Origin of the sequence: Gordonibacter urolithinfaciens (assembly GCF_900199375.1) — a bacterium.
GTDB lineage: Bacteria > Actinomycetota > Coriobacteriia > Coriobacteriales > Eggerthellaceae > Gordonibacter > Gordonibacter urolithinfaciens.
In genome coordinates this window covers 1,082,899-1,104,923 of the sequence record NZ_LT900217.1, presented here as the reverse complement: position 1 = coordinate 1,104,923, position 22,025 = coordinate 1,082,899, and the positions used below count along the sequence as shown (strand labels likewise).

The following is a 22,025-nucleotide window of genomic DNA, read 5'->3' as shown; positions in this document are numbered from 1 at the left end:
ATCGGTTCGGGCGGGTTCCCGTTTCCTATAATGGGCGCAGGCGCGGGAAACCGCGCTGGCTTTCCCAACCTCGCGCTCGAAAGGACTCGAGTTCATGGATATAGTTCTTATGATCGTATACGCCACGATCCTGCTCGGGTTCCTCGTGTTCATCCACGAGGGCGGGCACTATCTGGCTGCGCGCGCGTTCGGCGTGCGAGTGACTGAGTTCATGCTGGGCCTGCCGGGACCGAGCATCGGCTTCACGCGGGGTGGCACGCGGTTCGGCGTGACGGCCGTGCCGCTCGGCGGGTACGCGAAGGTGTGCGGCATGGAGGCGGGCGAGATGAGCCCGCATCTCCAGCAGGTGCTCGCCGCGCTCTACCGCCGCGGCACCGCCAACATGGAGGATATCGCGCGCGACTGCGGCATCTCCGACGACGAGGCGTACGACGCGCTCGAGGAGCTGGTGGAATGGGGCAGCATCAAGGGCCCCACGAAGAAGGACCAGTACAACACGTACCGCACCGTCGAAACGAGGCCTACGAGGAAACAGCTCAAGGCCGCGGCGGCAGGGGAGGCGGCCCCGGTGTCCTATGCGCTCGGAGAGGCGCGCCCGGTGGACGACGCGCACGCGCTGTATCAGAGCGAGTACCGCCAGCAGTACCGCGCGCTGCCGTTCTGGAAGCGCTCCGTCATCCTCGTGGCCGGCGTGTTCGTGAACCTGCTGTTCGCCATGTTGCTTTTCGTGCTCATGTACTCGGTGATCGGCTTCGAGGCCCAGAGCCCGAACACCGGCGTGTTCTACCATGCAGTGCTCACGCCGCTGCAGTCCGTGCAGGCCGGCTTCGCCTATATCGGCCAGGTGGTGGCGCTGGTGGCCAGCCTGTTCAACCCGGCGACGGCCGCGGTCACCATGTCGAACACCACCTCCATCATCGGCATCGCCGTGATGTCGAAGGACGCGGTGGACATGGGCCTCATGGGCATCTTGAGCTTCACGGCCATGATCTCGGTGTCGCTCGGCATCATGAACCTGCTGCCCATCCCGCCGCTCGATGGCGGGCGCTTCGTGGTGGAGGTGTTCCAGAAGGTGTCGCGGCGCGTGGTCTCAACGCGGGCGCTCAACTACATCTCCGCGGCCGGCATGCTGCTGTTCCTGGGATTCTTCCTGATCATGGCGAACCAGGACATCCAGCGGTTCGTGTTCGGGAATTGGTGAGCGGCGGTCTGGGGGCCGCCGAAACCCGCTGATCGCCCAGCTTGCTTTTGGCACCTGGTCTTCGCTTGCGAAGCCGGGTGCCTGCGTGGCCGTAGCAGGCCGCATGCGTGGCTTCATCTTGTCCCTGCGGCGATTGGGCCCGGCTTCGCCGAGTCTTCCGGCATCCTTCGAGTCTTCCGGCATTCCCTCGGTTCTTCCGGCATCCCCTCGAGTCTTCCAGCGCAGCGATGGGCCGGCCTTCGGGTCCCGGCTTGCCCCGTCGCGCCGGAGGCGCCCTCCGTGCATCCTTGGGATGGGGCCGCAAAGGCACAGTAATCACCGGTTTTCGACGGGCTGTTCCTCTCCCGGGATTACGCCGCTTTCATCATCACCTCGCGAGCAGGGAAAACGTCCGAAGTCCCGGACGAAGCGCGTTCGCGCAGGCAGTCCCTGCCTCGAATCGGTAGAAAATCGGTGATTACTGTGCAACGGAGCCTCGGCTTCGGTTCTCGCTTCGCACGGTCCGTGCAAGGCCCGGGCCGGTACGGTGCACCTCGAACCTGCTTTGGGCACCTGTCGGTTGCTTGCCGGCCGCTTCCGGCCGGTTTTTGCGGCAGACTTCGTGAAGGGACCTCGGGCGGGCCGCTTTCGGCGGTACAATAGCCCGACATGCGGTTTGAGGCGCTTGAGGAAACGGAGGGGCGGATGCCCGGCACAGCGAAGCCGAACGAGGGGACCCGGCGGGTCATGGTGGGCGGCGTGCCGCTCGGCGGCGGCGCGCCCGTCGTCGTGCAGTCCATGCTGAACGCCCCGGCCGGCGACGTGGCGGCGAACCTCGCGCAGATCGAGGCGCTGGCGGCGGCCGGCTGCGAGGTCGTGCGCATGGCCATCCCGCACAAGACCGACCTCGACGCGTTCGAGGCCGTGTGCGCCGCCTCGCCGCTGCCCGTGGTGGCCGACATCCACTTCTCGGCCGATATCGCGGTTGAGGCCGCGCGCCGCGGCGCGGCGAAGCTGCGCATCAACCCCGGCAACATCGGGGGCCTCGCCAAGTCGGACGCCGTGCTCGACGCGGCGGGGGAGGCCGGCATCCCTATCCGCATCGGGGTCAACGCCGGCTCGCTCGACGCCGAGCTGGCCGCGCGTACTGACCTCACGCTCGCGCAGAAGCTCGCGCGCTCGGCCGCCGACTACGTGCGCTACTGCGAGGGCCGCGGCTTCCGCGATTTGGTGGTCAGCGCGAAGGCCCACGACGTCATGGCCACGGTGGCCACGTACCGCCAGCTCGCCCGCGAGCTGCCAACGTGCCCGCTGCACATCGGCGTGACGGAGGCCGGCACCCTGTTCCAGGGCGTCATCAAAAGCGCCTGTGGCCTGGGTATCTTGCTGGAAGAGGGCATCGGCGACACGCTGCGCATCTCGCTCACCGACGACCCCGTGCAGGAGGTCCGTGCCTGCTGGACGCTGCTCGCGGCGCTCGATTTGCGCCGCCGCGCGCCGGAGCTCGTGAGCTGCCCCACGTGCGGGCGCTGCCAGGTGGACCTCATCGGGCTGGCGCAGCAGGTGGAGGAGCGCATCGCGAACCTGGGCAAGCCGCTCAAGGTGGCCGTCATGGGCTGCGTGGTGAACGGCCCGGGCGAGGCTGCCGACGCCGACATCGGCGTGGCGTGCGGAGCAGGGATGGGCGTGGTGTTTTCCAAGGGAGACGTCGTCCGCAAGGTGGAGGAGAAGGCCATCGTGGACGCTTTGATGGAGGAGATAGGAAAGCTATGACGAACGCGAATATCATGCGCATGAGCGAGCTGTACGTGCCCACGCTCAAAGAGGATCCGACCGATGCGGAGATCGCCAGCCACAAGCTGCTTCTGCGCGCCGGCATGATCCGCAAGACGGCCTCGGGCGTGTACACGTTCCTGCCGCTCGGCAAGCGGGTGCTGGCGAAGGTGGAGCGCATCGTGCGCGAGGAGATGGACGCCATCGGCTCCCAGGAGATCATGATGCCGGCGCTGCAGCCCGGCGAGCTCTGGCACGAGAGCGGCCGTTGGAACGACTACGGCCCCGAGCTCATGCGCCTGGTGGACCGCCACGACCGCGAGTTCTGCCTCGGGCCCACCCACGAGGAGCTTATCACGGCCCTCGTGCGCAACGAGCTGCGCTCCTACAAGGAGCTGCCGCTCACGCTGTACCAGATCCAGGTGAAGTTCCGCGACGAGATCCGCCCGCGCTTCGGCCTTCTGCGCAGCCGCGAGTTCATCATGAAGGACGCTTACAGCTTCCACGCGAGCCAGGAGTCGCTGCAGAAGACCTACGACGACATGAGCGCCGCCTACGGGCGCATCTGCGAGCGCATGGACATGGACTACCGTCCCGTGGAGGCGGATTCCGGCCAGATCGGCGGCAGCGTGACCTGCGAGTTCATGGCGCTCGCCGAGGCAGGCGAGGCCGAGCTCGTGCACTGCGCGTGCGGCTGGGCGGCCAACGCCGAGGCGGGCGACTGCCTGGCGCGCCCGACCGTCTACGACGTGCCGGCCATGGAGAAGGTGGCCACGCCGGGCGTGCACACCATCGCCGAGCTGGCGGCGTTCCTGGACATCCCCGAGTCCTCCACCGTGAAGGCGCTGTCGGGCAAGAACGACGCAGGCGACCTGGTGGTGCTGTTCATCCCCGGCGACCACGAGCTGAACGAGCTGAAGGCCGAGCGCGTGGCCGGCGGCTTCACGCTGCTCACCGACGAGGACATGGAGGCCTTCGGCCTGCACAAGGGCTCCATGGGCCCGGTCGGCCTGCCCGAGGGCGCGCGCGTCATCGCGGCGCGCAGTCTGCAGGCCGTGCCGAAGTGGGTCGTGGGCGCGAACGAGGACGGCTGCCACTACGTGGGCGCCCAGCTGGGCGTGGACTTCAAGGTGGACGAGTGGGCCGACCTCTGCATCGTGCAGCCCGGAGACAGCTGCCCGAAGTGCGGCCTGCCGCTGGAGGGCGCGCGCGGCATCGAGGTGTCGCAGGTGTTCCAGCTGGGCGACAAGTACTCGAAGGCCATGGGCGCCACGTTCATGGCGGAAGACGGTTCCGAGCAGCCGTTCCTCATGGGCTGCTACGGCGTGGGCGTGTCGCGCACCATGGCGGCCATCGTGGAGCAGCACAACGACGAGAACGGCATCGCGTGGCCCTTCTCGGTGGCGCCGGCGCACGTGTGCGTGCTGCCGCTCACCGTGGGCGACGACGAGGTGCAGCCAGCGGCCGAGAAGCTGGCCGGCGACCTGGCGAAGCTCGGCCTGGAAGTGGTCATCGACGACCGCAAGGAGCGTGCCGGCGTGAAGTTCGCCGACGCCGACCTCGTGGGCTGGCCGCTGCAGGTCGTGGTGGGCAAGCGCGGCCTCGCCGAGGGCAAGGTGGAGATCAAGCACCGCAAGACGGGCGCGCGCCGCGACATCTCGCTCATGGCGCTCACCGACGCGGTGGCGTTCGCGCAGCGCAACACGAAGGTGTGGGGCTCCGAGGTCGACCTGTTCGGCGGATTGTTCGCCTGATGAGCTCCTTCCCGGACGTACGCGGGGTGCTGTTCGACCTGGACGGCACCCTGCTCGATACCCAACGCCTGATTTTGGTTTCGTTCCGCCATGCCGTGGAGACGGTGCTGGGGAAGAGCATGCCCGACGAGCTGCTCATGGCCAAGGTGGGCCAGCCGCTCACAGTGCAGATGTGGGACTTCACGGACGACCAGGAGGTGCACGACGAGCTGCTCGCCGTCTACCGCGACTACAACGCCCGCGTGCACGACGACCTCATCCGCATCTTCCCCGGCGTGCCCGAGCTGCTGGCTGACCTGCGGGAGACGGGGCTGCCCTTCGGCGTGGTGACCTCGAAGCGCCACGAGGCTGCCGTGCGCGGCCTGGCCACGTTCGGCTTGGACGGCGCGTTCGACCTGCTCATAGGCTCCGACGACTGCGCTGCCCACAAGCCCGATCCCGGCCCGGTCCTCCAGGGCTGCCGCCAGCTGGGCCTGCGCCCCGAGGAGTGCGCGTACGTGGGCGACAGTCCCTTCGACCTCCAGGCTGGGCGCGGCGCCGGCTGCCCCACCGCCGCGGTCCTGTGGGGCATGTTCCCCGAAGAGGTGCTGCTGGCGGAAAAGCCGGAGGTCGCATGCCGCAACGTGGAAGAGCTCCGCGGGTGCCTGCTCTAGGCCAGGCTGGGCTGCGGGGCTAGCCCCTCTCGTTCTCGCCCAGGGAATGGAGGGCTCCTCCGGGGGTCAAAAGGGCGTCGAGGGGGCGCTCGAAGGCCCGCGCGAACTTCACGACCTTCGAGAAGTCGGCGTCTATCAAGCCGTCCTCGATGTCGGTGATGTGGCTTCGGCTGGACCCTACCATGTCCGCCAGCTCCTTTTTCGTCAGGTGCTGGCTTTCGCGCAGGACGCGCACGTTCTCGCCGAACGTGCGCGCGAGGAGTTGGACAAGGGGGTCCTTGCCCAGCATCTTGGCCTGTCGTGACTTCTCCGGCATGATCGAAATCGTAGGCGAGCCTCCAAAGTTGAAAGTATTCAGCTGAATACACTTTGCCTGCGCCGGACGACAAAGCCGCTCATTTCGGGATGCAGGCGGTTGGCCCGCCACCCGCCTGCGCGAAGCACGGCCGTTTGCGCCCCTCGTCCCCCTATTCTGTTGCTTAGCAGTGAATTTCACCCGGCATCTACGCCGCGACCTCAACCTTCCTCTATAATCGGATATTCGATCTTTGACTAACTGCAAATCGAAGGGGGTGTGAGTTCATGCCGAGACTTCAAATCATGGATACCACGATCCGCGACGGCCAGCAGAGCCTCTGGGCCACGCGCATGCAGATCGGGGACATGCTGCCGATCCTGCCGAAGATGGACCGGGTCGGGTACTGGGCCATCGAGGCTTGGGGCGGCGCGACGTTCGACACGTGCCTGCGCTTTCTCGACGAGAACCCGTGGGAGCGTCTGCGATCTATCAAGGCGAACACGCCGAACACGCCGCTCGCCATGCTGTCCCGCGGTCAGAACCTGGTGGGGTACAAGCATTACTCGCGCGAGATCTGCAACCGTTTCATCAAGGCTTCCAAGCGCAACGGCATCCACGTGTTCCGCGTGTTCGACGCCCTCAACGATATCCGCAACGTCGTGGACAACGCCGAGGCCATCAAGGAATGCGGCGGCCACTTCGAGGGCGCCATCTCCTACACCATGTCGCCCGTCCACACGCTTGACAGCTACCTGGAGTACGGCCAGAAGATGAAGGACCTGGGCGCCGACTCCATCGCCATCAAGGACATGGCCGGCATGCTCACGCCCTACCGCACCGAGCGCATGGTGAAGGCGTTCAACGCCGAGATCGGCCTGCCGCTGCACATCCACTGCCATTACGTGGGCGGCATGGCGCCCGCCAACATCATCAAGGCCGCCGAGGCCGGCGCCGCCATCGCGGACACGGCCCACGCGCCGCTCGCCTTCGGCAACTCGCACCCTGCGGTGGAGATGATCGTGGCCGCCCTCCAGGAGAGCCGCTACGACACGGGCCTGAACCTGGACCTGCTGTTCGAGATCGCCGAATACTGGGAGGAGGTGCGCAAGCGCGGCCACTACAAGCGCGGCGTGTCCTCGCTCACGCACATGAAGGTGTACTCGCACCAGGTGCCCGGCGGCATGATGTCGAACCTGGTGTCGCAGCTGGAGATCCAGAACGCCGGCGACCGCCTGCCCGAGGTCATGCAGGAGATCCCGAAGGTGCGCGCCGAGGTGGGCTACCCGCCGCTCGTCACGCCCCTGTCGCAGATCGTGGGCACGCAGGCCGTGTTCAACGTGCTCACCGGCAAGCGCTGGAGCGTCGTGTCCAAGGAGATGAAGGACTACATCTGCGGCTACTACGGCAAGGCGCCGGGCCGCATGGACAAGGACATCGTGGCCAAGGTCGTGGGCAACTCCGAGATGCTGCCGCCCGACGTGGCCCCCGGCTCGCTCGTGACCACCACGTACTCCCAGGTGGAGGACGAGATCGGCGACCTCGCGAAGAGCGAGGAGGACGTGCTCATGTACGCCCTGTTCCCGAACGAGGCGCGCACGTACCTGAGCAAGCACCGCACATCGGAGAAGGTCGACTTCCTCATGGAGCAGGAGTCGAGCCATACCAAGGAGGACGATTACGTGGACATCAATCAGATTCGCGAGCTGGTTCGCGTCGCCGAGGAGAGCGGCGTCGGCGAGATCGTAGTCGAGGAGGAGGGCACGCGCATCGCCGTGCGCATGCCGGGCACGCTGTCCTCCGACGCCGTGGCGGCCGCAGCCGCGGCGGCCCCGGTGGCCGCCGTCGCCCCCGCTCCTGCGGCCGAGGCTTCCGCTTCCGCCGGCGACGGCATCGAGCGCCCCTCCAACTGGTACTGCGTGACGGCTCCCATGGTGGGCACGTTCTACACGTCCCCCGCGCCCGGCGAGCCGCCGTTCGTGCAGGTGGGCGACGAGGTCGCTGCCAACCAGACGCTCTGCATCGTGGAGGCCATGAAGCTCATGAACGAGATCACGGCCGAGGAGATGGGCACGGTGCGCGAGGTGTGCCTCGAGGATGCCTCGCCCGTGGAGTTCGGCACGCCGCTGTTCTACGTCGAGCCCCACGGCGCCCCGGCCCCGGCCCCGGAGACGGCGTAATGTTTAGCAAGATACTGGTAGCGAACCGCGGCGAGGTGGCGCTGCGCATCATGCGCGCCGCCAAGGAGCTGGGCGTGAAGACGGTGGCGGTGTACTCCACGGAGGACGCGGACACCTATCCCATGCAGTACGCCGACGAGGCCGTGTGCATCGGCCCCGCCCAGGCGAACAAGAGCTACCTCGTCATGCCCAGCATCATCGCCGCCGCCAAGAACGCCGGCGCCGAGGCCATCCACCCCGGCTACGGCTTCCTGGCCGAGAACGCCGACTTCGCCCGCGCCTGCGTGGACAACGACCTGGTGTTCATAGGCCCCGCGGCCGACTGCATCGAGCGCATGGGCGACAAGAGCATGGCGCGCGAGACCATGAAGTCTTGCGGCGTGCCCACGGTGCCCGGCTCCGACGGCTGCATCGACACGGCTGCCGAGGCCAAGGCGTTCGCGGACAGCGTGGGCTACCCCGTGCTCATCAAGGCCACGGCGGGCGGCGGCGGCAAGGGCATGCGCGAGGTGCACGACCCGGCCGACCTCGAGGCCCAGTACCAGGCTGCCCGCACCGAGGCCGGCGCCGCATTCGGCAACGACGGCGTGTACCTGGAGAAGCTCGTGCTGCGCCCGCGCCATGTGGAGGTGCAGGTGCTGGCCGACGACTTCGGCAACAACCTGGCGCTCTGCGAGCGCGACTGCTCCGTGCAGCGCCGCCACCAGAAGCTCATCGAGGAGGCGCCCTCGCCGGCGCTCACCGAGGACCTGCGCCGTGCCATGGGCGTGGCGGCCATCAAGGCCGTGCGCGCCGTGAACTACAAGAACGCCGGCACGATCGAGTTTCTGCTCGACGAGCGCGGCAACTTCTACTTCATGGAGATGAACACGCGCGTGCAGGTGGAGCACCCCGTGACCGAGCAGATCACCGGCACCGACATCATCAAGGAGCAGCTGCGCATCGCCTCCGGCGAGCCCATCAGCTGCGCTTCCCGCGCGCCGTTCGTCCCGTTCGGCCATGCGATGGAGTTCCGCATCAACGCGGAGGACCCCGCGCACGGCTTCCGCCCGTGCCCGGGCACCATCACCAAGTTCGAGCCTCCGGCGGGCCCCGGCGTTCGGGTGGAGAGCTACGTGCGCACGGGCTCGCGCATCTCGCCCTACTACGACTCGCTCGTGGCGAAGCTCGTGGTGTACGGACAGGATCGCGAGGAGGCCCTTGCGCGTGGCCGCCGCGCCCTCGACGAGTTCGTCATCGAGGGCATCGAGACCACCATCTCGTTCCACCGCCGCGTGCTGGACAACGCCGTGTTCTGCGCGGGCGATGCGACGACCGACTTTATTGAAACCCAGATGGGAGACGTGTTATGAACGAGCTGAACCTTGACGGCATGGCGCTTGCGCCGGGTGTCGTCGAGACGATCGTGTCCATTGCGGCCAACGAGGTGGAGGGTGTGGCCTCCGTGGGCTCCGCCGCCGCAGGCGGCCTGCGCTCCGTGTTCGGCGCCAAGCCGTCCACGCAGGGCATCGACATCGCCGTGGACGAGGACGACAAGCTGGTCATCTCGGTGCGCGTGGACGTGTACTACGGCTACGTGCTGCCCGACCTGGCCGCCAACCTGCGCCAGGCCGTGGCCGATGCCGTGGCGAGCCAGGTGGGGGCGCAGGTCTCCTCGGTCGACGTGTACATCGACGGCATCCAGTTTGCCGGTTAGCCGGAGGTTTGCTGAGCTTCTATGGCTGCTAAACGACATGAACGAACGCGTGCGCGCCGCTCGGCGCTCGCGCTGCTCTACACGAGCGAGATCACGGACGAGGGCGCTACCAAGATCGCCGAGGAAGGCCGCTACCTGGCCGAGGACGGCCCGCTGCCCGACTACGCCACGGCGCTCGTGCGCGGCGTGGAGGCGCACCGCATGGCCATCGACAAGCATCTGGCGGCCACGTCGGAGAACTGGGCGCTTGCGCGCATGCCCATCGTCGACCGCTCCATCCTGCGCCTGGCCACCTACGAGATGATGTACGTGGACGACGTGCCCACCTCGGTCACGATCAACGAGGCCGTGGAGCTGGCGAAGGACTTCGGCGGCGAGGACGAGTCGCCGCGCTTCGTCAACGGCGTGCTGGGCCGCATCGCCAAGATCCTGGACGAGGAGAAGGCCGAGGAGAAGGCGGCGTCGGCGTCCGCTGCGGCGCGGGAGGGCGAGCTGCCCGAAGGAGCCCCTTCCCATGGCGCATGAGTCATATGAAAGCTTTGACCAGGTGAAGGCCCGCCTCGACGAGATCGTCGACGCCGTTGGCTCGAGCGAGATGCCCCTCGACGAGGCGCTCTCCCTGTATGAGGAGGCTGTGGGATTGGGCCTGCGGGCGAGCGAGCTGCTCGAAGAGAACATCGAGGCCCGCGATGCCGAAGACGAGGCCGAAGACGGCGCGGGCAAGGCCGTCTGCGAGGCCGCCGCGGGAACCGAGGTTGAAATCGAAGCCGCAGCTTCGGACGCGGAGGCGTCCGCGGCGGCTGCGGCTCAAGCGTAACGGGGGGCGTGACTATGGACCATCGCATTCTCGACGTGATCTCGTCGCCGGCCGACCTCAAGCTGCTGACCAACGAAGAGCTCTCCATCCTCGCCCGCGAGATACGCGAGGAGATCGTGTCCGTAACGTCGGAGACGGGCGGTCACGTGGGCTCGTCGCTCGGTGCCGTGGAGATCATCCTGGCCGTGCACAGCATGCTGGACTGCCCGCGCGACCGGTTCATCTTCGACGTGGGCCACCAGGCCTATGCGCACAAGCTGGTCACGGGCCGCCTCGAGGAGTTCAAGTCGCTGCGCACCTACGGCGGCCTCTCCGGCTTCCCGAAGCCCGGCGAGAGCCCCTACGACGTGCATCCCTCGGGCCATGCCTCCGACTCGCTTTCGGTGGCGCTCGGCCTGGCGAAGGCACGCGACCTCTCGGGCGGCGACAACAAGGTGGTAGCCCTGATAGGCGATGCGGCGCTCTCGGGCGGCATGGCGTTCGAGGCGCTCAACCACATCGGACAGGCGCAGACCCCGATGGTGGTCGTCCTCAACGACAACGAGATGTCCATCTCGCGCAACGTGGGCGCGCTCATGAAGCACCTCGGCTACATGCGCGCCTCCTCGCAGTACCGCCAGACGCGCGACTCCGTCCAGGAGAGACTGGAAAGCAGCGGACCCTTCGGGGAGGCACTCGCGAACTTCGGGCGCAACATGAAGGAATCCATGAAGCAGTTCGTGCTCCCGCGTACCATGATCTTCGAGCAGCTGGGTATCCTGTGCACGGCGCCCATCGACGGCCACGACATCGGCGCGCTCAAGGAGACGCTCGCCATGGTGCTGGAGACGGACGCACCCGTGCTCATGCACGTGGTGACGAAGAAGGGAGCCGGCTACGGGCCGGCCGTGCGCAACCCCGAGAAGTTCCACGGCATCGCGCCGTACGACGTGGCTACCGGTGCCGTGAAGAAGAAGCCGTCCGCCGCTCCCTCGTACACGAGCGTGTTCGGCGCGGCGCTTGCGGCCGAGGCGCGCAAGGACGAGCGTATCGTGGCCATCACGGCCGCCATGAAGGACGGCACGGGCCTGGCGGGCTTCGCCGAGGAGTTCCCGAGCCGCTTCGTGGACTCGGGCATAGCCGAGGAGCACGCTGTGGGCCTGGCCTCGGGCCTGGCCATCGGCGGCAAGAAGCCGGTCGTGGCCATCTACTCGACGTTCCTGCAGCGCGCCGTGGACCAGCTGGTCATCAACAACGCGCTGCCGAACCTGGACGTGGTGTTCGCCATCGACCGCGCCGGCGTGGTGGGGGAGGACGGCCCCACGCATCACGGCATGTTCGACCTCGCATACACGCGCATGGTGCCGCATATGCGCGTGCTCGCCCCGTCGAACGAGGCGGAGCTCGTGCATGCGCTGCACACGGCGCTGGCGCTGGGCGGCCCGTTCGCTATCCGCTACCCGCGCGGGGCGGCGGAGGGCGTGCCGCTGCCCGAGGAGCCCCAGGTGCTGGAAGTGGGGAAGTCGCAGGTGGTGCGCGAGGGGGCCGACGTGGCCATCCTCGCGTTCGGCCGCATGGTGGGCCGTGCGCTGGGCGCCGCGGAGCTGCTGGCGGTGCGCGGCATCGACGCGCGCGTCGTGGACATGCGCTGGGCGAAGCCGCTCGACGCCGATGCCATCGCGCGTGCGGCGCAGACGCGCCTCGTGGTCACGGTGGAGGGCGGCATCGTGTCGGGCGGTGCGGGCGAGGGCGTGCTGGGCGAGCTTGCGCGCCAGGGCCTGGCCGTGCCCGCGCTCACGCTGGGCATCCCCGACATGTTCGTGCCGCAGGGCAAGGCCGACTTGCTGCTTCGCGACCTGGGCCTCGATCCCGAGGGGATAGCGGCCTCCATCGAGGAGCGCATGAAATAGGGGCGACTTTACCTAAACTTGATCTTTCCGTTGCCTTGACTTGACAAAGCACCGTTATCATACGATTCCGTGTGCTTTGTCACCGAAGCCGTGAAAGGGACCACAAGTTGAATACTCTTGCCGATCGGCGCCCTTCGTTCGAGGAGGAGTCTGAGTGAGCTACGATTTCGGCTCGTTCGCTGCAGCGTTCGTCAGCGACCCCATACTCGCCCTCATCGTCATCCTGACGCTGGGCGCCACGGTGGTGAACGGGGCGACCGACGCCCCCAACGCCATCGCCACCGTCGTGGGCACGAAGGCCATGAAGCCCACGCCCGCCATCGTTATGGCGGCGATATGCAACTTCGTCGGCCTTGCCGGCATCACCCTGGTCTCGTCGGCCGTGGCCGCCACCATCTTCAACATGGTGGATTTCGGCGGCGACAACCACGCCGCCCTCGTCGCGCTGGCGGCGGCCATGGTGGCCATCATCGTATGGGGCGTGGCGGCCTGGTACTTCGGCATACCCACGTCCCAGAGCCACTCGCTCATCGCCGGCATCACCGGCGCGGCCATCGCCCTGCAGGGAGGCCTGGGGGGCGTGAACGGCGGCGAATGGATGAAGGTGGTATACGGCCTGGTCATCTCCACGGTGCTCGGGTTCGGCACGGGGTGGCTGTTCACGCGCCTCATAAAGAAGGCGTGCCGGCGCGCCGAGCGCTCCAAGGCGAACTCGTTCTTCAAGTGGGCGCAGATCGTGTCGGGCGCCGGCGTGGCCGTGCTGCACGGCGCGCAGGACGGCCAGAAGTTCCTGTCGCTGTGCATGCTGGGCATCATGCTGGCCATGAGCGGCCAGTCGGGCGGCGACGTGTCGTTCCCGTTCTGGCTCATCATCATGGTGTCGGCCGTCATGGCGCTGGGCACCGCCGTGGGCGGCAAGAAGATCATCAAGTCCGTGGGCATGAACATGGTGAAGATGGAGCAGTACCAGGGCTTCGCCGCCTGCCTGTCCGCCTGCTTCTGCATCGGCCTGGCCACGTTCACGGGCCTGCCGGTGTCCACCACGCATACCAAGACCACCGCCATCATGGGCGTGGGCGCCGAGAAGAGCCTGCGCAACGTGAAATGGGGCCTTGCCGGCCGCATGGTGGGCACCTGGGTGCTCACGTTTCCCGGCTGCGGCCTACTGGCGTTTGCGTTCACGCACCTGTTCCTGATGTTCTTCTAGGGGGATCGGGTGGTGCGTCCAACGAGGTCGTAGACGGGTTGGCGTTGTAGATCGGCGCGAGGGGCCCCCGTGCCCAGAATTGCCGTGAGCCGGCGAAGCGCGCTTTTGCACGCGAGGAAGGCTTGGAGCGGCAAGGCTGGGCACGGGGGCCCCTCGCGCCGTCGAGCGTTTCCGCTGGCCGTTAGGCCAGCGGAACGAGCTAATCCTCTTCCACGACTTCTGCGCCGGGGGCGTTCCTCTTCACGCTCTCGATGCCCTTCTTGCAGGATTCCTTGGACTGGTAGTGCTGCGACGTGGCGATGACTTCGCCGTTGTCGGCTTTCAGCACGAAATGGCATCCCGTCTCGGACGTCTTGATGACGAACTTGCCCATGCGACCGCTCCTTCTCTTCGACGATAACGGAATCATATACCCCGGTCAGATAGAAGGGGCGTCACAGCAGGCGGTTTCACCAATGGTTGAACGGCATCCTATGCGCCGATGCGCTTCTCCATGATGAAGTCGTCCATGATGAAGCCCTGCCCGATGTCGGTCTCCACGGAGTCGATGGTCTCGAACCCCTTGCCCCGGTACGCGCGCACGCCCAGGTCGTTGTGCTTGTTCACCGTCAGGTACATGGCCGCGAGTCCGCGTGCGCGGCACAGGTCCTCGTAGAAGCGGATGGTCTGGCTGGCGAACCCGTGCCCACGCACTTCGGCGCGCAGGTAGATCTTCGAGATGAAGAAGCGGTTCGTCTCGGGCTCGACGCGCCCTCCCGTGTAGCCCACGGTGCGGCCATCCTCGGCGGTGCGCAGGAACCAGTACTCGTAAGCGTGCTCGGCCACGTCGCGCTCGATAGCTTCGAGGCTCTGGAACTGTTCCACCATGTAGTCGGTTTGGGCCTCGCCGATGAGGGCGGGCCAGTACTCGTGCCAGATCTCGCTGGCGAGCGTCGCCAGGGCGGCGCGGTCCTCGGGCGTTTCGACGGGGACGAACTCGATGGTCATGCGGTGGTCCTTTCTCTCGCGTGTCCCTTCCACTATACCGCAACGGTGCGCGCTGCCATCGTTCCCGCAGTCCGATTCCTTCGGGCTCGCGGCCCGGTGCTGCGAGGCGTGTTTCCTTTCGGTAACGGCGATGCTTCCCGTCTGTTAAAAGGCGTTTTTGAGCGCGTTAACAGTTGCAGGTCTCGCTTGGGACGGTCGCGGGGCGGTGGGATCATCGAATGCGTAAACAGGTAGCGCTCGTATTCGAGGGAGGTAGAGGCACATGTTCGACACAGGATCGACGGGTTTCATGCTGGTATGCGCGATGCTCGTCTTGCTGATGACGCCGGGGCTGGCGTTCTTCTACGGAGGTTTGAGCCGTCGCAAGAACGTCGTGAACACGATGCTCATGTCGTTTGCGGTGCTCGGCATCGTGGGCGTCACCTGGACGGTGTGCGGATGGTCGTTCGCGTACGGCGGGGACGGGTCGCTTCCGTTCTTCGGAGGCTTCGACCAGCTCGGCCTCGCGGGGCTGGTGGCCGACATCGTGGGCGAAGCCCCCGAAGCGCTGAGCCACGACGCGTACCCCGCGATGGCCGACGTGGTGTTCCAGATGGCGTTTTGCATGATCACCACGGCCATCGTCACGGGTGCGGTGGCCGGGCGCGTGAAGTTCGGCGCGGTGTGCGCGTTCACGGCGGTGTGGACCGTCGTGGTGTACCCGCCGCTCGCCCACATGGTGTGGGGCGGCGAGGGGAGTCTCGTGGGAGGCATGATCGGCGCGCTCGACTTCGCGGGCGGCGATGTGGTGCACATCTCGTCCGGCCTCACGGGCCTGGTTCTCTGCGTTATCGCGGGCAAGCGAAAGGGGTACGCCGTGATGAGCTACCGCCCCCACAACGTGCCGTTCGTGGCGCTGGGCGCGACGCTCCTGTGGTTCGGATGGTTCGGCTTCAATGCGGGCTCCGAGTTCGCCCCCGACGGCGTTGCCGCGCTCGCGCTCGTGAACACCGCGGCGGCGTCTAGTGCGGCGCTCGTTTCATGGCTGGCCGTCGAGCGCGTGCGGGTCGGCAAGCCCACGCTCGTGGGCGCGGCGACGGGCTTGGTGGCCGGACTCGTGGTCATCACTCCGGCAGCGGGCTTCGTGGAGCCATGGGCAGCGGCGGCGATGGGCGTCATCGTGTCGCCCGTGTGCTACGCCGCCGTCTCGTTCCTCAAACGCACGTTCGGCTACGACGACGCGCTCGACGCATTCGGCATCCATGCGGTCGGTGGCGTGACCGGCGGTATTCTGACCGGGCTGTTCTGCGTGCCCGAGCTGTCGTGGACCGATTTCGGCGGCCTGCTCTATACCGGCGATCCCACGCTGCTGGGCGCGCAGGTGCTCGGCATTCTCGTGACGGCGGCGTTCGTGGGCGTGCTCGACGTGGCGCTCGGTTTCATCGTGAAGGCGTGCTTCAGGGGAAGCCTGCGTGTGGGCGAGGCGGAGGAGGCGCAGGGCCTCGACGTGACCGCGCACGGCGAGAGCGCTTATCCGGCCTATGTGGGACTCGACTAAGGTTCCCCTTCTGCCGAACGGCGGAACGGGCCGGCGATTCTCGCTGGCTTTGACGAATCAGTGATAGCAAAGGAGCTGCTAAATGAAGAAGATCACCGCCATCGTGCGGCCCGAGAAGCTCGAGCCGCTCAAGGAGGCGCTGTTCGTCGCGCAGGTGGGCGGCATGACCGTCAGCCAGGTGCAAGGCTGCGGCAGCCAGCATGGTTGGAAGGAGTACTACCGCGGGACCGAGGTGATGCTCAACATGATACCGAAGGTGAAGTTCGAGCTCGTGGTCGACGATGCAGAGGTGGCGCCTCTCGTCGACCTCGTCCGCGCCACGGCATGCACCGGCGAGGTGGGCGACGGCAAGATCTTCATCTTCCCGGTGGAAGAGGTGGTGCGCATCCGCACCGGCGAGACGGGCGCCGCCGCTGTGTAGCGAGTGCAGAAGGTGCCGTCCCGTGTGGAGGTTCGGCGGCGGGGTTTGCAGGTTGTTGTTAATGGGATATAATCCTATTTAAATTACGATAGTGATAAGCAGACCCAAGGAGTTCGCAATGGCCACGGCAACGAAGAAGGGGGCGTCCACGGCGCCCTCGCGCAACACCATACAGCGGGCGCTCGTGCTGGAGGCGGTGCGGTCGCTGCATAACCACCCCACGTCGGCCGACGTGTACGAGGCGGTGCGTCGCACGTACCCGAACATCTCGCGCGCCACGGTGTACCGCAACCTGGGCGTGCTGGCTAGCCGAGGCGACGTGCTGCGCGTCGAGGTGCCCAACGGCGCCGACCGCTATGACTTCTTCAACGAACCGCACTATCACGCGAAGTGCCGCGTGTGCGGCGGCATCGTGGACGTCGATATGCCCTACGAGCCGGACATCGCCTCCCGTATAGCCGATGCACATGGCTTCGCTATCGAGGGCCACGAGATCATCTTCGACGGCGTGTGCGCCGCTTGCCAGAAAGCCTAGGGCCGAGGCCTGCCGCGCGGCGGGCAGAAACGGCCGCGCCTTCGCGCCTCGCGCCCTCCGCCGCCTGCCTCATGGGGTAGAATGGACGCGGGAACACGCCCCGGAAGGCACGGGGTGCAAAGGCGCACGCGGACACCGCCCGTCGTCCGAGACGGGCACGGGCCGAGGGAGATAGCGAGGAGAGGGCCGGCATGGCTAACCCTTACGAGATATTCGACGCGCTGGCGGAATGCGTGTACGTGAGCGATCTCGATACCCACGAGATGCTGTACCTCAACGGATCCGCGGAGCGCCTCGTAGGCGACTGGCGGGGCCGGACGTGCTATGACGTGGTGCTGGGCAAAGACGCCCCCTGCGAGTTCTGCAACAACCACGAGCTTTCCGCGGACGCGTTCGTCACGTGGGCGCACTACAACGAGAAGTTCGGGCGCCACTACCTGCTCAAGGACAAGGTCGTGGACTGGGAGGGCCGCCCGGCCCGTTTCGAGGTGGCGTTCGACATGACCGCCGAGCAGGAGCAGCGCCGGGCGTTGGAGACGAAGCTGGGCCTGGAGACGCTGCTCGTGCGCTGCGCCATGAAGCTGCAGAACATAGACGGGTTCGCGGGCGACATGACGTCCGTGCTCCAGATGATAGGCGAGTTCATGGAGGCCGACCGCGTGTACCTCTTCCAGGTGTCGCCCGACGGCACCTCGTTCAGCAACTCGCACGAGTGGTGCGCCGAGGGCGTGGTGCCCCAGATCGACGAGCTGCAGAACATGGACCTGCATTTCGTGACGCAGTGGATGCCGCTGTTCCTGAAGCGCGAGACCATCGTCGTCAAGAACCTGGAGGATTTGCGCGAGACTTCGCCGAACGAGTACGAGATGCTCGCCCCGCAGGGCATAACCACCCTGGTGGACGCGCCGCTGCTCGTGGAGGGCGAGCTCATCGGCTCCATCGGCGTGGACAATCCGGCCGCTATCCACCTGGACCACTGCGGGGAGTTCTTCAGCAGCCTTTCCTACTTCCTGTCCATGGAGCTGGAGCGCTACCGCACGAAGGAGCGGTTCCGCCAGCTCAGCTTCACGGACACGCTCACCGGCCTGGGGAACCGCAACCGCTTCATCGCCGACGTGGAGGAGCTCGACGCCGCGGGCCCGCGCAACGGGTTCGGCGTGGTGTACGTGGACATGAACGGCCTGAAGGACATCAACGACCGCGACGGCCACGCAAGGGGCGACCGCGCGCTGATCGCGGCGGGCAGCGCGCTCGCAGACGCGCTCCCGGGGGCATACGTGTACCGCATGGGCGGCGACGAGTTCCTCGCCATCGTGAAGGACGTCTCCGCAGACGGCTTCGACGCGCTGGTGGAAACGGTGCGCGCCCGGCTGGCCGACGCCTCGTGCCCCATGGCCATGGGGCTGCACTACGCCGCGGAGCCTTGCCTTGTCGACGAGGCCGTCAGGTGGGCCGACGGTGCCATGTACGAGGACAAGCGGGCCTACTACAGCTCGCATGCCGCCTCCGCGCGCTACCGCGGCTGATGCGAGGCCAAAGGTGGCGGAATGGCGAGAAATAATCGTGGGGCCTTGTGAATAGTGGTTCTGGGGACGTTGCCTGTGTGATATACTAATGCGGCTTATCGGGAATCCTCCCGGAAGCGCACGTAACTGTAGGCCCCCGAGACATGTTTTTGTTGCACAGCTGAGCGAGCAAGCTTTTGCAGAGCGAACATGGTGTAAGCAATCAATCATGACGAAGGGTCCCCGACTTAAGTTTGAAAGGGGTCCGTTTTGACCGACATTAAGAACACGTCCGTCATCGACTTCAGCGACATCTCCGACGAGCAGATGAACGAGATGATCGACGGCACGCTGACCGAGTTCGACGAGGGCGACCTGGTCGACGGCACGGTCGTCAAGATCGAGCACGACGAGGTGCTCGTGGACATCGGCTTCAAGAGCGAGGGCGTCATCCCCTCCCGCGAGCTGTCCATCCGCAAGGACGCCGACCCGTCCGACATCGTGGAGCTGGGCGAGAAGATCGAAGCCCTCGTGCTCCAGAAGGAGGACAAGGACGGCCGCCTGATCCTTTCCAAGAAGCGTGCCGAGTACGAGCGTGCATGGATCCGCGTCGAAGAGAAGTTCAAGGCCGGCGAAGTGGTCACGGGCGAGGTCATCGAAGTCGTCAAGGGCGGCCTGATCCTCGACATCGGCCTGCGCGGCTTCCTGCCGGCGTCGCTGGTCGACCTCCGTCGCGTCAAGGACCTCGACATGTACCTCAACACCGAGATCGAGGCCCGCGTCATCGAGATGGACCGCAACCGCAACAACGTCGTCCTGTCCCGCCGCGTGCTGCTCGAGGAGGGCCGCAAGAACGAGCGCGCCGAGATCCTCGCGAAGCTCTCGAAGGGCATGCGCCTCAAGGGCACCGTCTCCTCGATCGTCGACTTCGGCGCGTTCGTCGACCTCGGCGGCATCGACGGCCTGGTGCACATCTCCGAGCTGTCCTGGAACCATGTCAACCATCCGTCCGAGGTCGTCAAGGTGGGCGACGAGGTCGAGGTGGAGGTCCTGGACGTCGATCTGCAGCGCGAGCGCATCTCGCTCGGCCTCAAGCAGACGACGGAGGATCCGTGGATCAAGCTCGTCGAGAGCTATCCGGTGGGCACCATCGTGGACGGCAAGGTGACGAAGATCGTGCCGTTCGGCGCGTTCATCGAGCTGGGCCAGTCCATCGAGGGCCTCGTGCACATCTCCGAGATGTCGCAGCGCCACATCGACACCCCCGCGCAGGTCGTGAAGGCCGGCGACGAGGTGAAGGTCAAGGTCATGGAGATCAACCCCGAGCGTCGCCGCATCTCCCTGTCCATGAAGGCCGCCGCCGAGGAGCTCGGCTTCGAGATCGAGGTGGACGAGTCCATCCAGGCCGAGGAGAAGCCGGCCAAGAAGAAGGCCGAGAAGAAGGAAGAGGCCGCCCCGGCTGCCGCTCCCGCCGAGGAGCCGGCTGCGGAGTAGCTTCCCCGCCGATTGTACGAGGGCCCCTCGAAAGAGGGGCCCTCTTTGCTTTATACGGAGTCGTTGGCGCAGCCGGCCCGTTCGGCCCTTGAGCTAAATGCTTAGCGCTCGATCGACCCGAGGAGGTCGCGGGATGCCGCGTCCAGCGCAGAGCGGTAAGCTCCCTCGATTTCAGCGAGAGCCAGGTCGATGGGGGTTTGCACGGCGGGCGCGGCAGCATCTTCGGCATGCTGCGGCAGGTAGCTGGCCACGGCATCGTGCACGAGGTCGATATAGACGCGCGCGCCCTCCTCGGTCAGATGGGTGCCGTCGCCGTCGAAGAGCTCGTCGCGTCCGGCGCTCGCGCCGAACCAGTCGATGAGATGGACGTTCCCATAGCGCTCGGCAGCGCCTGCCAGCACGTCGTTCGTGGAGGATACCCAGTCTTGCGGGCTGCGGGTGTTCACGAGCCAGAGCTGCTTGTCGGTTCCCACGTCGGCGACGATATCGTCCAGCTGCCCATCGGTAGCCGGCCCGTTCGTGCCCAGCGCCAGCACGACGATGCCGCCTACAAGGCCCTGGTCGCGATACGAGTCGTACACTTCCCTTCCCACGTAGATCTGGCGGTTCACGGCGGCGTCGATGGCGCCGTGGGGGAAGCGCTCTTGGAAATAGGGCACGGAGCGCACCGATACCGAGTCGCCTATCATGAGCACATCGAGCTTCGGTTGCTCGTCGGCGACGGGCGCGGAGCCTTCGGGCTCCTGCGGCGACTCCTCCGCCAACGGTTGCCCCGACGGATCTGCCTGGGCCTGGCCCGAGGGGCTCGTCTGGCCCTGCTCGGCCTGCTTCAGCAGGTCGCCGCCCTCCAAGGCCGAGGTGGGCGGCACGAGCGCCAGCCCGCCTGCGGCCACGATCACGAGCGCGCCGGCGCCCACGGCAGGCACGGCGTGCGTGCGCAGCCAGTCCGGCAGCGACGCCTCGCCCGAGCGTACCTTCCTCACCAGACGGCCGAAGGCCCCGTGGCGGAAGGGGTTCTCCACGAAGCGGTACGACAGCGCGGCGCAGCCGAACACGGCCGCCAGCTGCAGCAGGTAGAGCCACCAAGGCGTGTCGCCGATGCCGCCCGGGTCCATGAGCAGCAGCAACGGGTAGTGCCACAGGTAGATGCCGTAGCTGCGCTTGCCTATCCACACGAGCGGCCTCGCGCCCGCAACGCGCCCGATGATGCTGGCCGGATGCACCATGACCGCGATGACCAAGGCGGTGAGCATCGAGCACAGCACGAGCCCGCCCCGGTACAGGAAGGGCGAGAACCCGTTCGAGAACACCACCAGCAGCAGCAAGCCCGCGAGCGCCGCGGCCCCCACGCCGTCGAGCACGGAGCGCTCGCGCTTCGTCAGGCGCACGCCGCTTTTGGCGCCCAATAGGTGCGACGGCCACACGAACGCCAGCCATGCGCCGATGAGCAGCGAAAACGCCCGTGTGTCGGTGCCGTAGTACACGCGGCTCGGGTCGGCGGCGGGGTCGAACAGCAGCGCCATCTCCAGTGCGGAGAGCGCGGCCAGCACGAGCACGACGTTGCGCACCGTGCCCTTCCTCGCTCCCAGCTTCAGCGCGGCGAGCAGAGCCACGGGCCACACGAGGTAGAACTGCTCCTCGATGGCCAGCGACCAGAAGTGCGCAAGCGGCGACGGCGCGCCGAGCGCCTCGAAGTAGGACACGTCGTGGAATATCTGCCACCAGTTGTTGAAGAAGAGCAGAGACGGCAGGACGTCGGGGCGCATCTTCGTGAGCAGGGCGTGGTTGAACAGGGTGCAGAGCACGGCCGTGCAAACGACGACGAGCACGATGGCGGGCACGAGCCGACGGACGCGGCGCAGCCAGAAGCGCGGAAGGTCGATCGTGCCCGATTCGTCGTGCTCGATGAGCAGCAAGCTGGTTATAAGGTAGCCTGACAGCACGAAGAAGACGGTGACGCCCAGCAGGCCGCCGGGTGCCCAGGGCATGCGCATATGGTAGGCGATAACGGCGAGCACGGCGAAAGCTCGCAGGCCGTCGAGCGCCGGTATATAACGGGATTTCGAGCCCGACACGTGCGATCCCCCTTGTTGCGTTTGCGG

Annotated in this window: 20 protein-coding genes; 16 read left to right on the top strand and 4 right to left on the bottom strand. The window is 66.7% G+C overall.

The features are described 5' to 3' along the window. The first annotated feature begins 94 nt into the window (after positions 1-94). From BN3560_RS04860 to BN3560_RS04845, 4 genes are all read left to right on the top strand, one after another. Positions 95-1,201 carry a site-2 protease family protein gene (locus tag BN3560_RS04860; RefSeq protein ID WP_096227216.1) on the top strand — a complete coding sequence of 369 codons (1,107 nt, stop codon included), beginning with the start codon at positions 95-97 and terminating at the stop codon, positions 1,199-1,201. Between the two features lie 684 nt (positions 1,202-1,885). Then, positions 1,886-2,953, top strand: coding sequence for a flavodoxin-dependent (E)-4-hydroxy-3-methylbut-2-enyl-diphosphate synthase (gene ispG / locus BN3560_RS04855; protein ID WP_096227215.1), 1,068 nt, complete (start codon positions 1,886-1,888; stop codon positions 2,951-2,953). Next, a complete protein-coding gene (locus BN3560_RS04850; protein WP_096227214.1) occupies positions 2,950-4,707 on the top strand; it encodes a proline--tRNA ligase in 1,758 nt (585 codons plus the stop codon). The genes ispG and BN3560_RS04850 overlap by 4 nt, the downstream gene beginning before the upstream one ends. Continuing rightward, complete coding sequence (locus BN3560_RS04845; RefSeq protein ID WP_015538968.1) at positions 4,707-5,360, top strand: HAD family hydrolase; 654 nt, start codon at positions 4,707-4,709, stop codon at positions 5,358-5,360. Before BN3560_RS04850 ends, BN3560_RS04845 begins: the two co-directional genes overlap by 1 nt. A gap of 19 nt (positions 5,361-5,379) precedes the next feature. On the opposite strand, the gene BN3560_RS04840 is transcribed toward BN3560_RS04845, so the two are convergent. After that, on the bottom strand, positions 5,380-5,676 hold the full coding sequence (locus tag BN3560_RS04840) for a helix-turn-helix transcriptional regulator (protein ID WP_096227213.1): 297 nt from the start codon (positions 5,674-5,676) through the stop codon (positions 5,380-5,382). 266 nt (positions 5,677-5,942) lie between these two features. Between BN3560_RS04840 and accB the strand changes: the two genes are divergently transcribed. The 7 genes from accB to BN3560_RS04805 all read left to right on the top strand — a co-directional run bounded on the left by accB (position 5,943) and on the right by BN3560_RS04805 (position 13,444). Further along, complete coding sequence (accB, locus tag BN3560_RS04835; RefSeq protein WP_096227212.1) at positions 5,943-7,835, top strand: acetyl-CoA carboxylase biotin carboxyl carrier protein; 1,893 nt, start codon at positions 5,943-5,945, stop codon at positions 7,833-7,835. After that, positions 7,835-9,187, top strand: a complete 1,353-nt coding sequence (gene accC / locus BN3560_RS04830; RefSeq protein ID WP_096227211.1) for an acetyl-CoA carboxylase biotin carboxylase subunit — start codon at positions 7,835-7,837, stop codon at positions 9,185-9,187. The genes accB and accC overlap by 1 nt, the downstream gene beginning before the upstream one ends. Continuing rightward, positions 9,184-9,531, top strand: coding sequence for an Asp23/Gls24 family envelope stress response protein (locus BN3560_RS04825; protein WP_015538964.1), 348 nt, complete (start codon positions 9,184-9,186; stop codon positions 9,529-9,531). The genes accC and BN3560_RS04825 overlap by 4 nt, the downstream gene beginning before the upstream one ends. A gap of 21 nt (positions 9,532-9,552) precedes the next feature. Further along, positions 9,553-10,056 carry a transcription antitermination factor NusB gene (gene nusB / locus BN3560_RS04820; RefSeq protein ID WP_087191416.1) on the top strand — a complete coding sequence of 168 codons (504 nt, stop codon included), beginning with the start codon at positions 9,553-9,555 and terminating at the stop codon, positions 10,054-10,056. Then, complete coding sequence (locus BN3560_RS04815) at positions 10,046-10,348, top strand: exodeoxyribonuclease VII small subunit (RefSeq protein WP_096227210.1); 303 nt, start codon at positions 10,046-10,048, stop codon at positions 10,346-10,348. Before nusB ends, BN3560_RS04815 begins: the two co-directional genes overlap by 11 nt. Before the next feature lie 14 nt (positions 10,349-10,362). Continuing rightward, positions 10,363-12,237, top strand: coding sequence for a 1-deoxy-D-xylulose-5-phosphate synthase (gene dxs, locus BN3560_RS04810; protein ID WP_096227209.1), 1,875 nt, complete (start codon positions 10,363-10,365; stop codon positions 12,235-12,237). Between the two features lie 154 nt (positions 12,238-12,391). Beyond that, complete coding sequence (locus tag BN3560_RS04805; RefSeq protein WP_096227208.1) at positions 12,392-13,444, top strand: inorganic phosphate transporter; 1,053 nt, start codon at positions 12,392-12,394, stop codon at positions 13,442-13,444. 199 nt (positions 13,445-13,643) lie between these two features. Here the strand turns inward: BN3560_RS04805 and BN3560_RS04800 are convergent, their stop codons facing one another. Next, positions 13,644-13,817, bottom strand: a complete 174-nt coding sequence (locus BN3560_RS04800) for a YegP family protein (protein ID WP_087191420.1) — start codon at positions 13,815-13,817, stop codon at positions 13,644-13,646. 98 nt (positions 13,818-13,915) lie between these two features. Continuing rightward, entirely contained in the window at positions 13,916-14,431 is a 516-nt protein-coding gene (locus BN3560_RS04795; RefSeq protein ID WP_096227207.1) for a GNAT family N-acetyltransferase, read from the bottom strand. 262 nt (positions 14,432-14,693) lie between these two features. Here BN3560_RS04795 and BN3560_RS04790 point away from each other — a divergent pair, with 262 nt between their 5' ends. From BN3560_RS04790 to rpsA, 5 genes are all read left to right on the top strand, one after another. Further along, positions 14,694-15,968 (top strand): ammonium transporter, encoded by a 1,275-nt coding sequence (locus BN3560_RS04790; protein WP_096227206.1) that lies wholly within the window; start codon positions 14,694-14,696, stop codon positions 15,966-15,968. Positions 15,969-16,050: 82 nt separating this feature from the next. Next, positions 16,051-16,389, top strand: a complete 339-nt coding sequence (locus BN3560_RS04785) for a P-II family nitrogen regulator (RefSeq protein ID WP_096227205.1) — start codon at positions 16,051-16,053, stop codon at positions 16,387-16,389. 118 nt (positions 16,390-16,507) lie between these two features. Continuing rightward, positions 16,508-16,924, top strand: a complete 417-nt coding sequence (locus BN3560_RS04780; protein ID WP_087191424.1) for a Fur family transcriptional regulator — start codon at positions 16,508-16,510, stop codon at positions 16,922-16,924. Between the two features lie 191 nt (positions 16,925-17,115). Beyond that, the gene (locus BN3560_RS04775) at positions 17,116-18,450 is read left to right on the top strand and encodes a sensor domain-containing diguanylate cyclase (protein WP_096227204.1); all 1,335 of its coding nucleotides are present in this window, start codon (positions 17,116-17,118) and stop codon (positions 18,448-18,450) included. Between the two features lie 249 nt (positions 18,451-18,699). Further along, positions 18,700-19,923 carry a 30S ribosomal protein S1 gene (gene rpsA, locus BN3560_RS04770; protein ID WP_087191426.1) on the top strand — a complete coding sequence of 408 codons (1,224 nt, stop codon included), beginning with the start codon at positions 18,700-18,702 and terminating at the stop codon, positions 19,921-19,923. 101 nt (positions 19,924-20,024) lie between these two features. Here rpsA and BN3560_RS04765 read toward each other — a convergent pair whose 3' ends face one another. Continuing rightward, the gene (locus BN3560_RS04765; RefSeq protein WP_096227203.1) at positions 20,025-21,998 is read right to left on the bottom strand and encodes an acyltransferase family protein; all 1,974 of its coding nucleotides are present in this window, start codon (positions 21,996-21,998) and stop codon (positions 20,025-20,027) included. Between the last annotated feature and the right edge of the window lie 27 nt (positions 21,999-22,025).

What these genes read in the sequence shown, in the direction of transcription:
- accC (WP_096227211.1), top strand. Translation starts at nt 7,835, where the DNA reads ATGTTTAGCAAGATACTGGTAGCGAACCGCGGCGAGGTGGCGCTGCGC.
- dxs (WP_096227209.1), top strand. Translation starts at nt 10,363, where the DNA reads ATGGACCATCGCATTCTCGACGTGATCTCGTCGCCGGCCGACCTCAAG.
- nusB (WP_087191416.1), top strand. Translation starts at nt 9,553, where the DNA reads ATGGCTGCTAAACGACATGAACGAACGCGTGCGCGCCGCTCGGCGCTC.
- ispG (WP_096227215.1), top strand. Translation starts at nt 1,886, where the DNA reads ATGCCCGGCACAGCGAAGCCGAACGAGGGGACCCGGCGGGTCATGGTG.
- BN3560_RS04800 (WP_087191420.1), bottom strand. Translation starts at nt 13,817, where the DNA reads ATGGGCAAGTTCGTCATCAAGACGTCCGAGACGGGATGCCATTTCGTG.
- BN3560_RS04795 (WP_096227207.1), bottom strand. Translation starts at nt 14,431, where the DNA reads ATGACCATCGAGTTCGTCCCCGTCGAAACGCCCGAGGACCGCGCCGCC.
- BN3560_RS04860 (WP_096227216.1), top strand. Translation starts at nt 95, where the DNA reads ATGGATATAGTTCTTATGATCGTATACGCCACGATCCTGCTCGGGTTC.
- BN3560_RS04840 (WP_096227213.1), bottom strand. Translation starts at nt 5,676, where the DNA reads ATGCCGGAGAAGTCACGACAGGCCAAGATGCTGGGCAAGGACCCCCTT.
- accB (WP_096227212.1), top strand. Translation starts at nt 5,943, where the DNA reads ATGCCGAGACTTCAAATCATGGATACCACGATCCGCGACGGCCAGCAG.
- BN3560_RS04815 (WP_096227210.1), top strand. Translation starts at nt 10,046, where the DNA reads ATGGCGCATGAGTCATATGAAAGCTTTGACCAGGTGAAGGCCCGCCTC.
- BN3560_RS04775 (WP_096227204.1), top strand. Translation starts at nt 17,116, where the DNA reads ATGGCTAACCCTTACGAGATATTCGACGCGCTGGCGGAATGCGTGTAC.
- BN3560_RS04845 (WP_015538968.1), top strand. Translation starts at nt 4,707, where the DNA reads ATGAGCTCCTTCCCGGACGTACGCGGGGTGCTGTTCGACCTGGACGGC.
- BN3560_RS04790 (WP_096227206.1), top strand. Translation starts at nt 14,694, where the DNA reads ATGTTCGACACAGGATCGACGGGTTTCATGCTGGTATGCGCGATGCTC.
- BN3560_RS04850 (WP_096227214.1), top strand. Translation starts at nt 2,950, where the DNA reads ATGACGAACGCGAATATCATGCGCATGAGCGAGCTGTACGTGCCCACG.
- BN3560_RS04785 (WP_096227205.1), top strand. Translation starts at nt 16,051, where the DNA reads ATGAAGAAGATCACCGCCATCGTGCGGCCCGAGAAGCTCGAGCCGCTC.
- BN3560_RS04780 (WP_087191424.1), top strand. Translation starts at nt 16,508, where the DNA reads ATGGCCACGGCAACGAAGAAGGGGGCGTCCACGGCGCCCTCGCGCAAC.
- BN3560_RS04825 (WP_015538964.1), top strand. Translation starts at nt 9,184, where the DNA reads ATGAACGAGCTGAACCTTGACGGCATGGCGCTTGCGCCGGGTGTCGTC.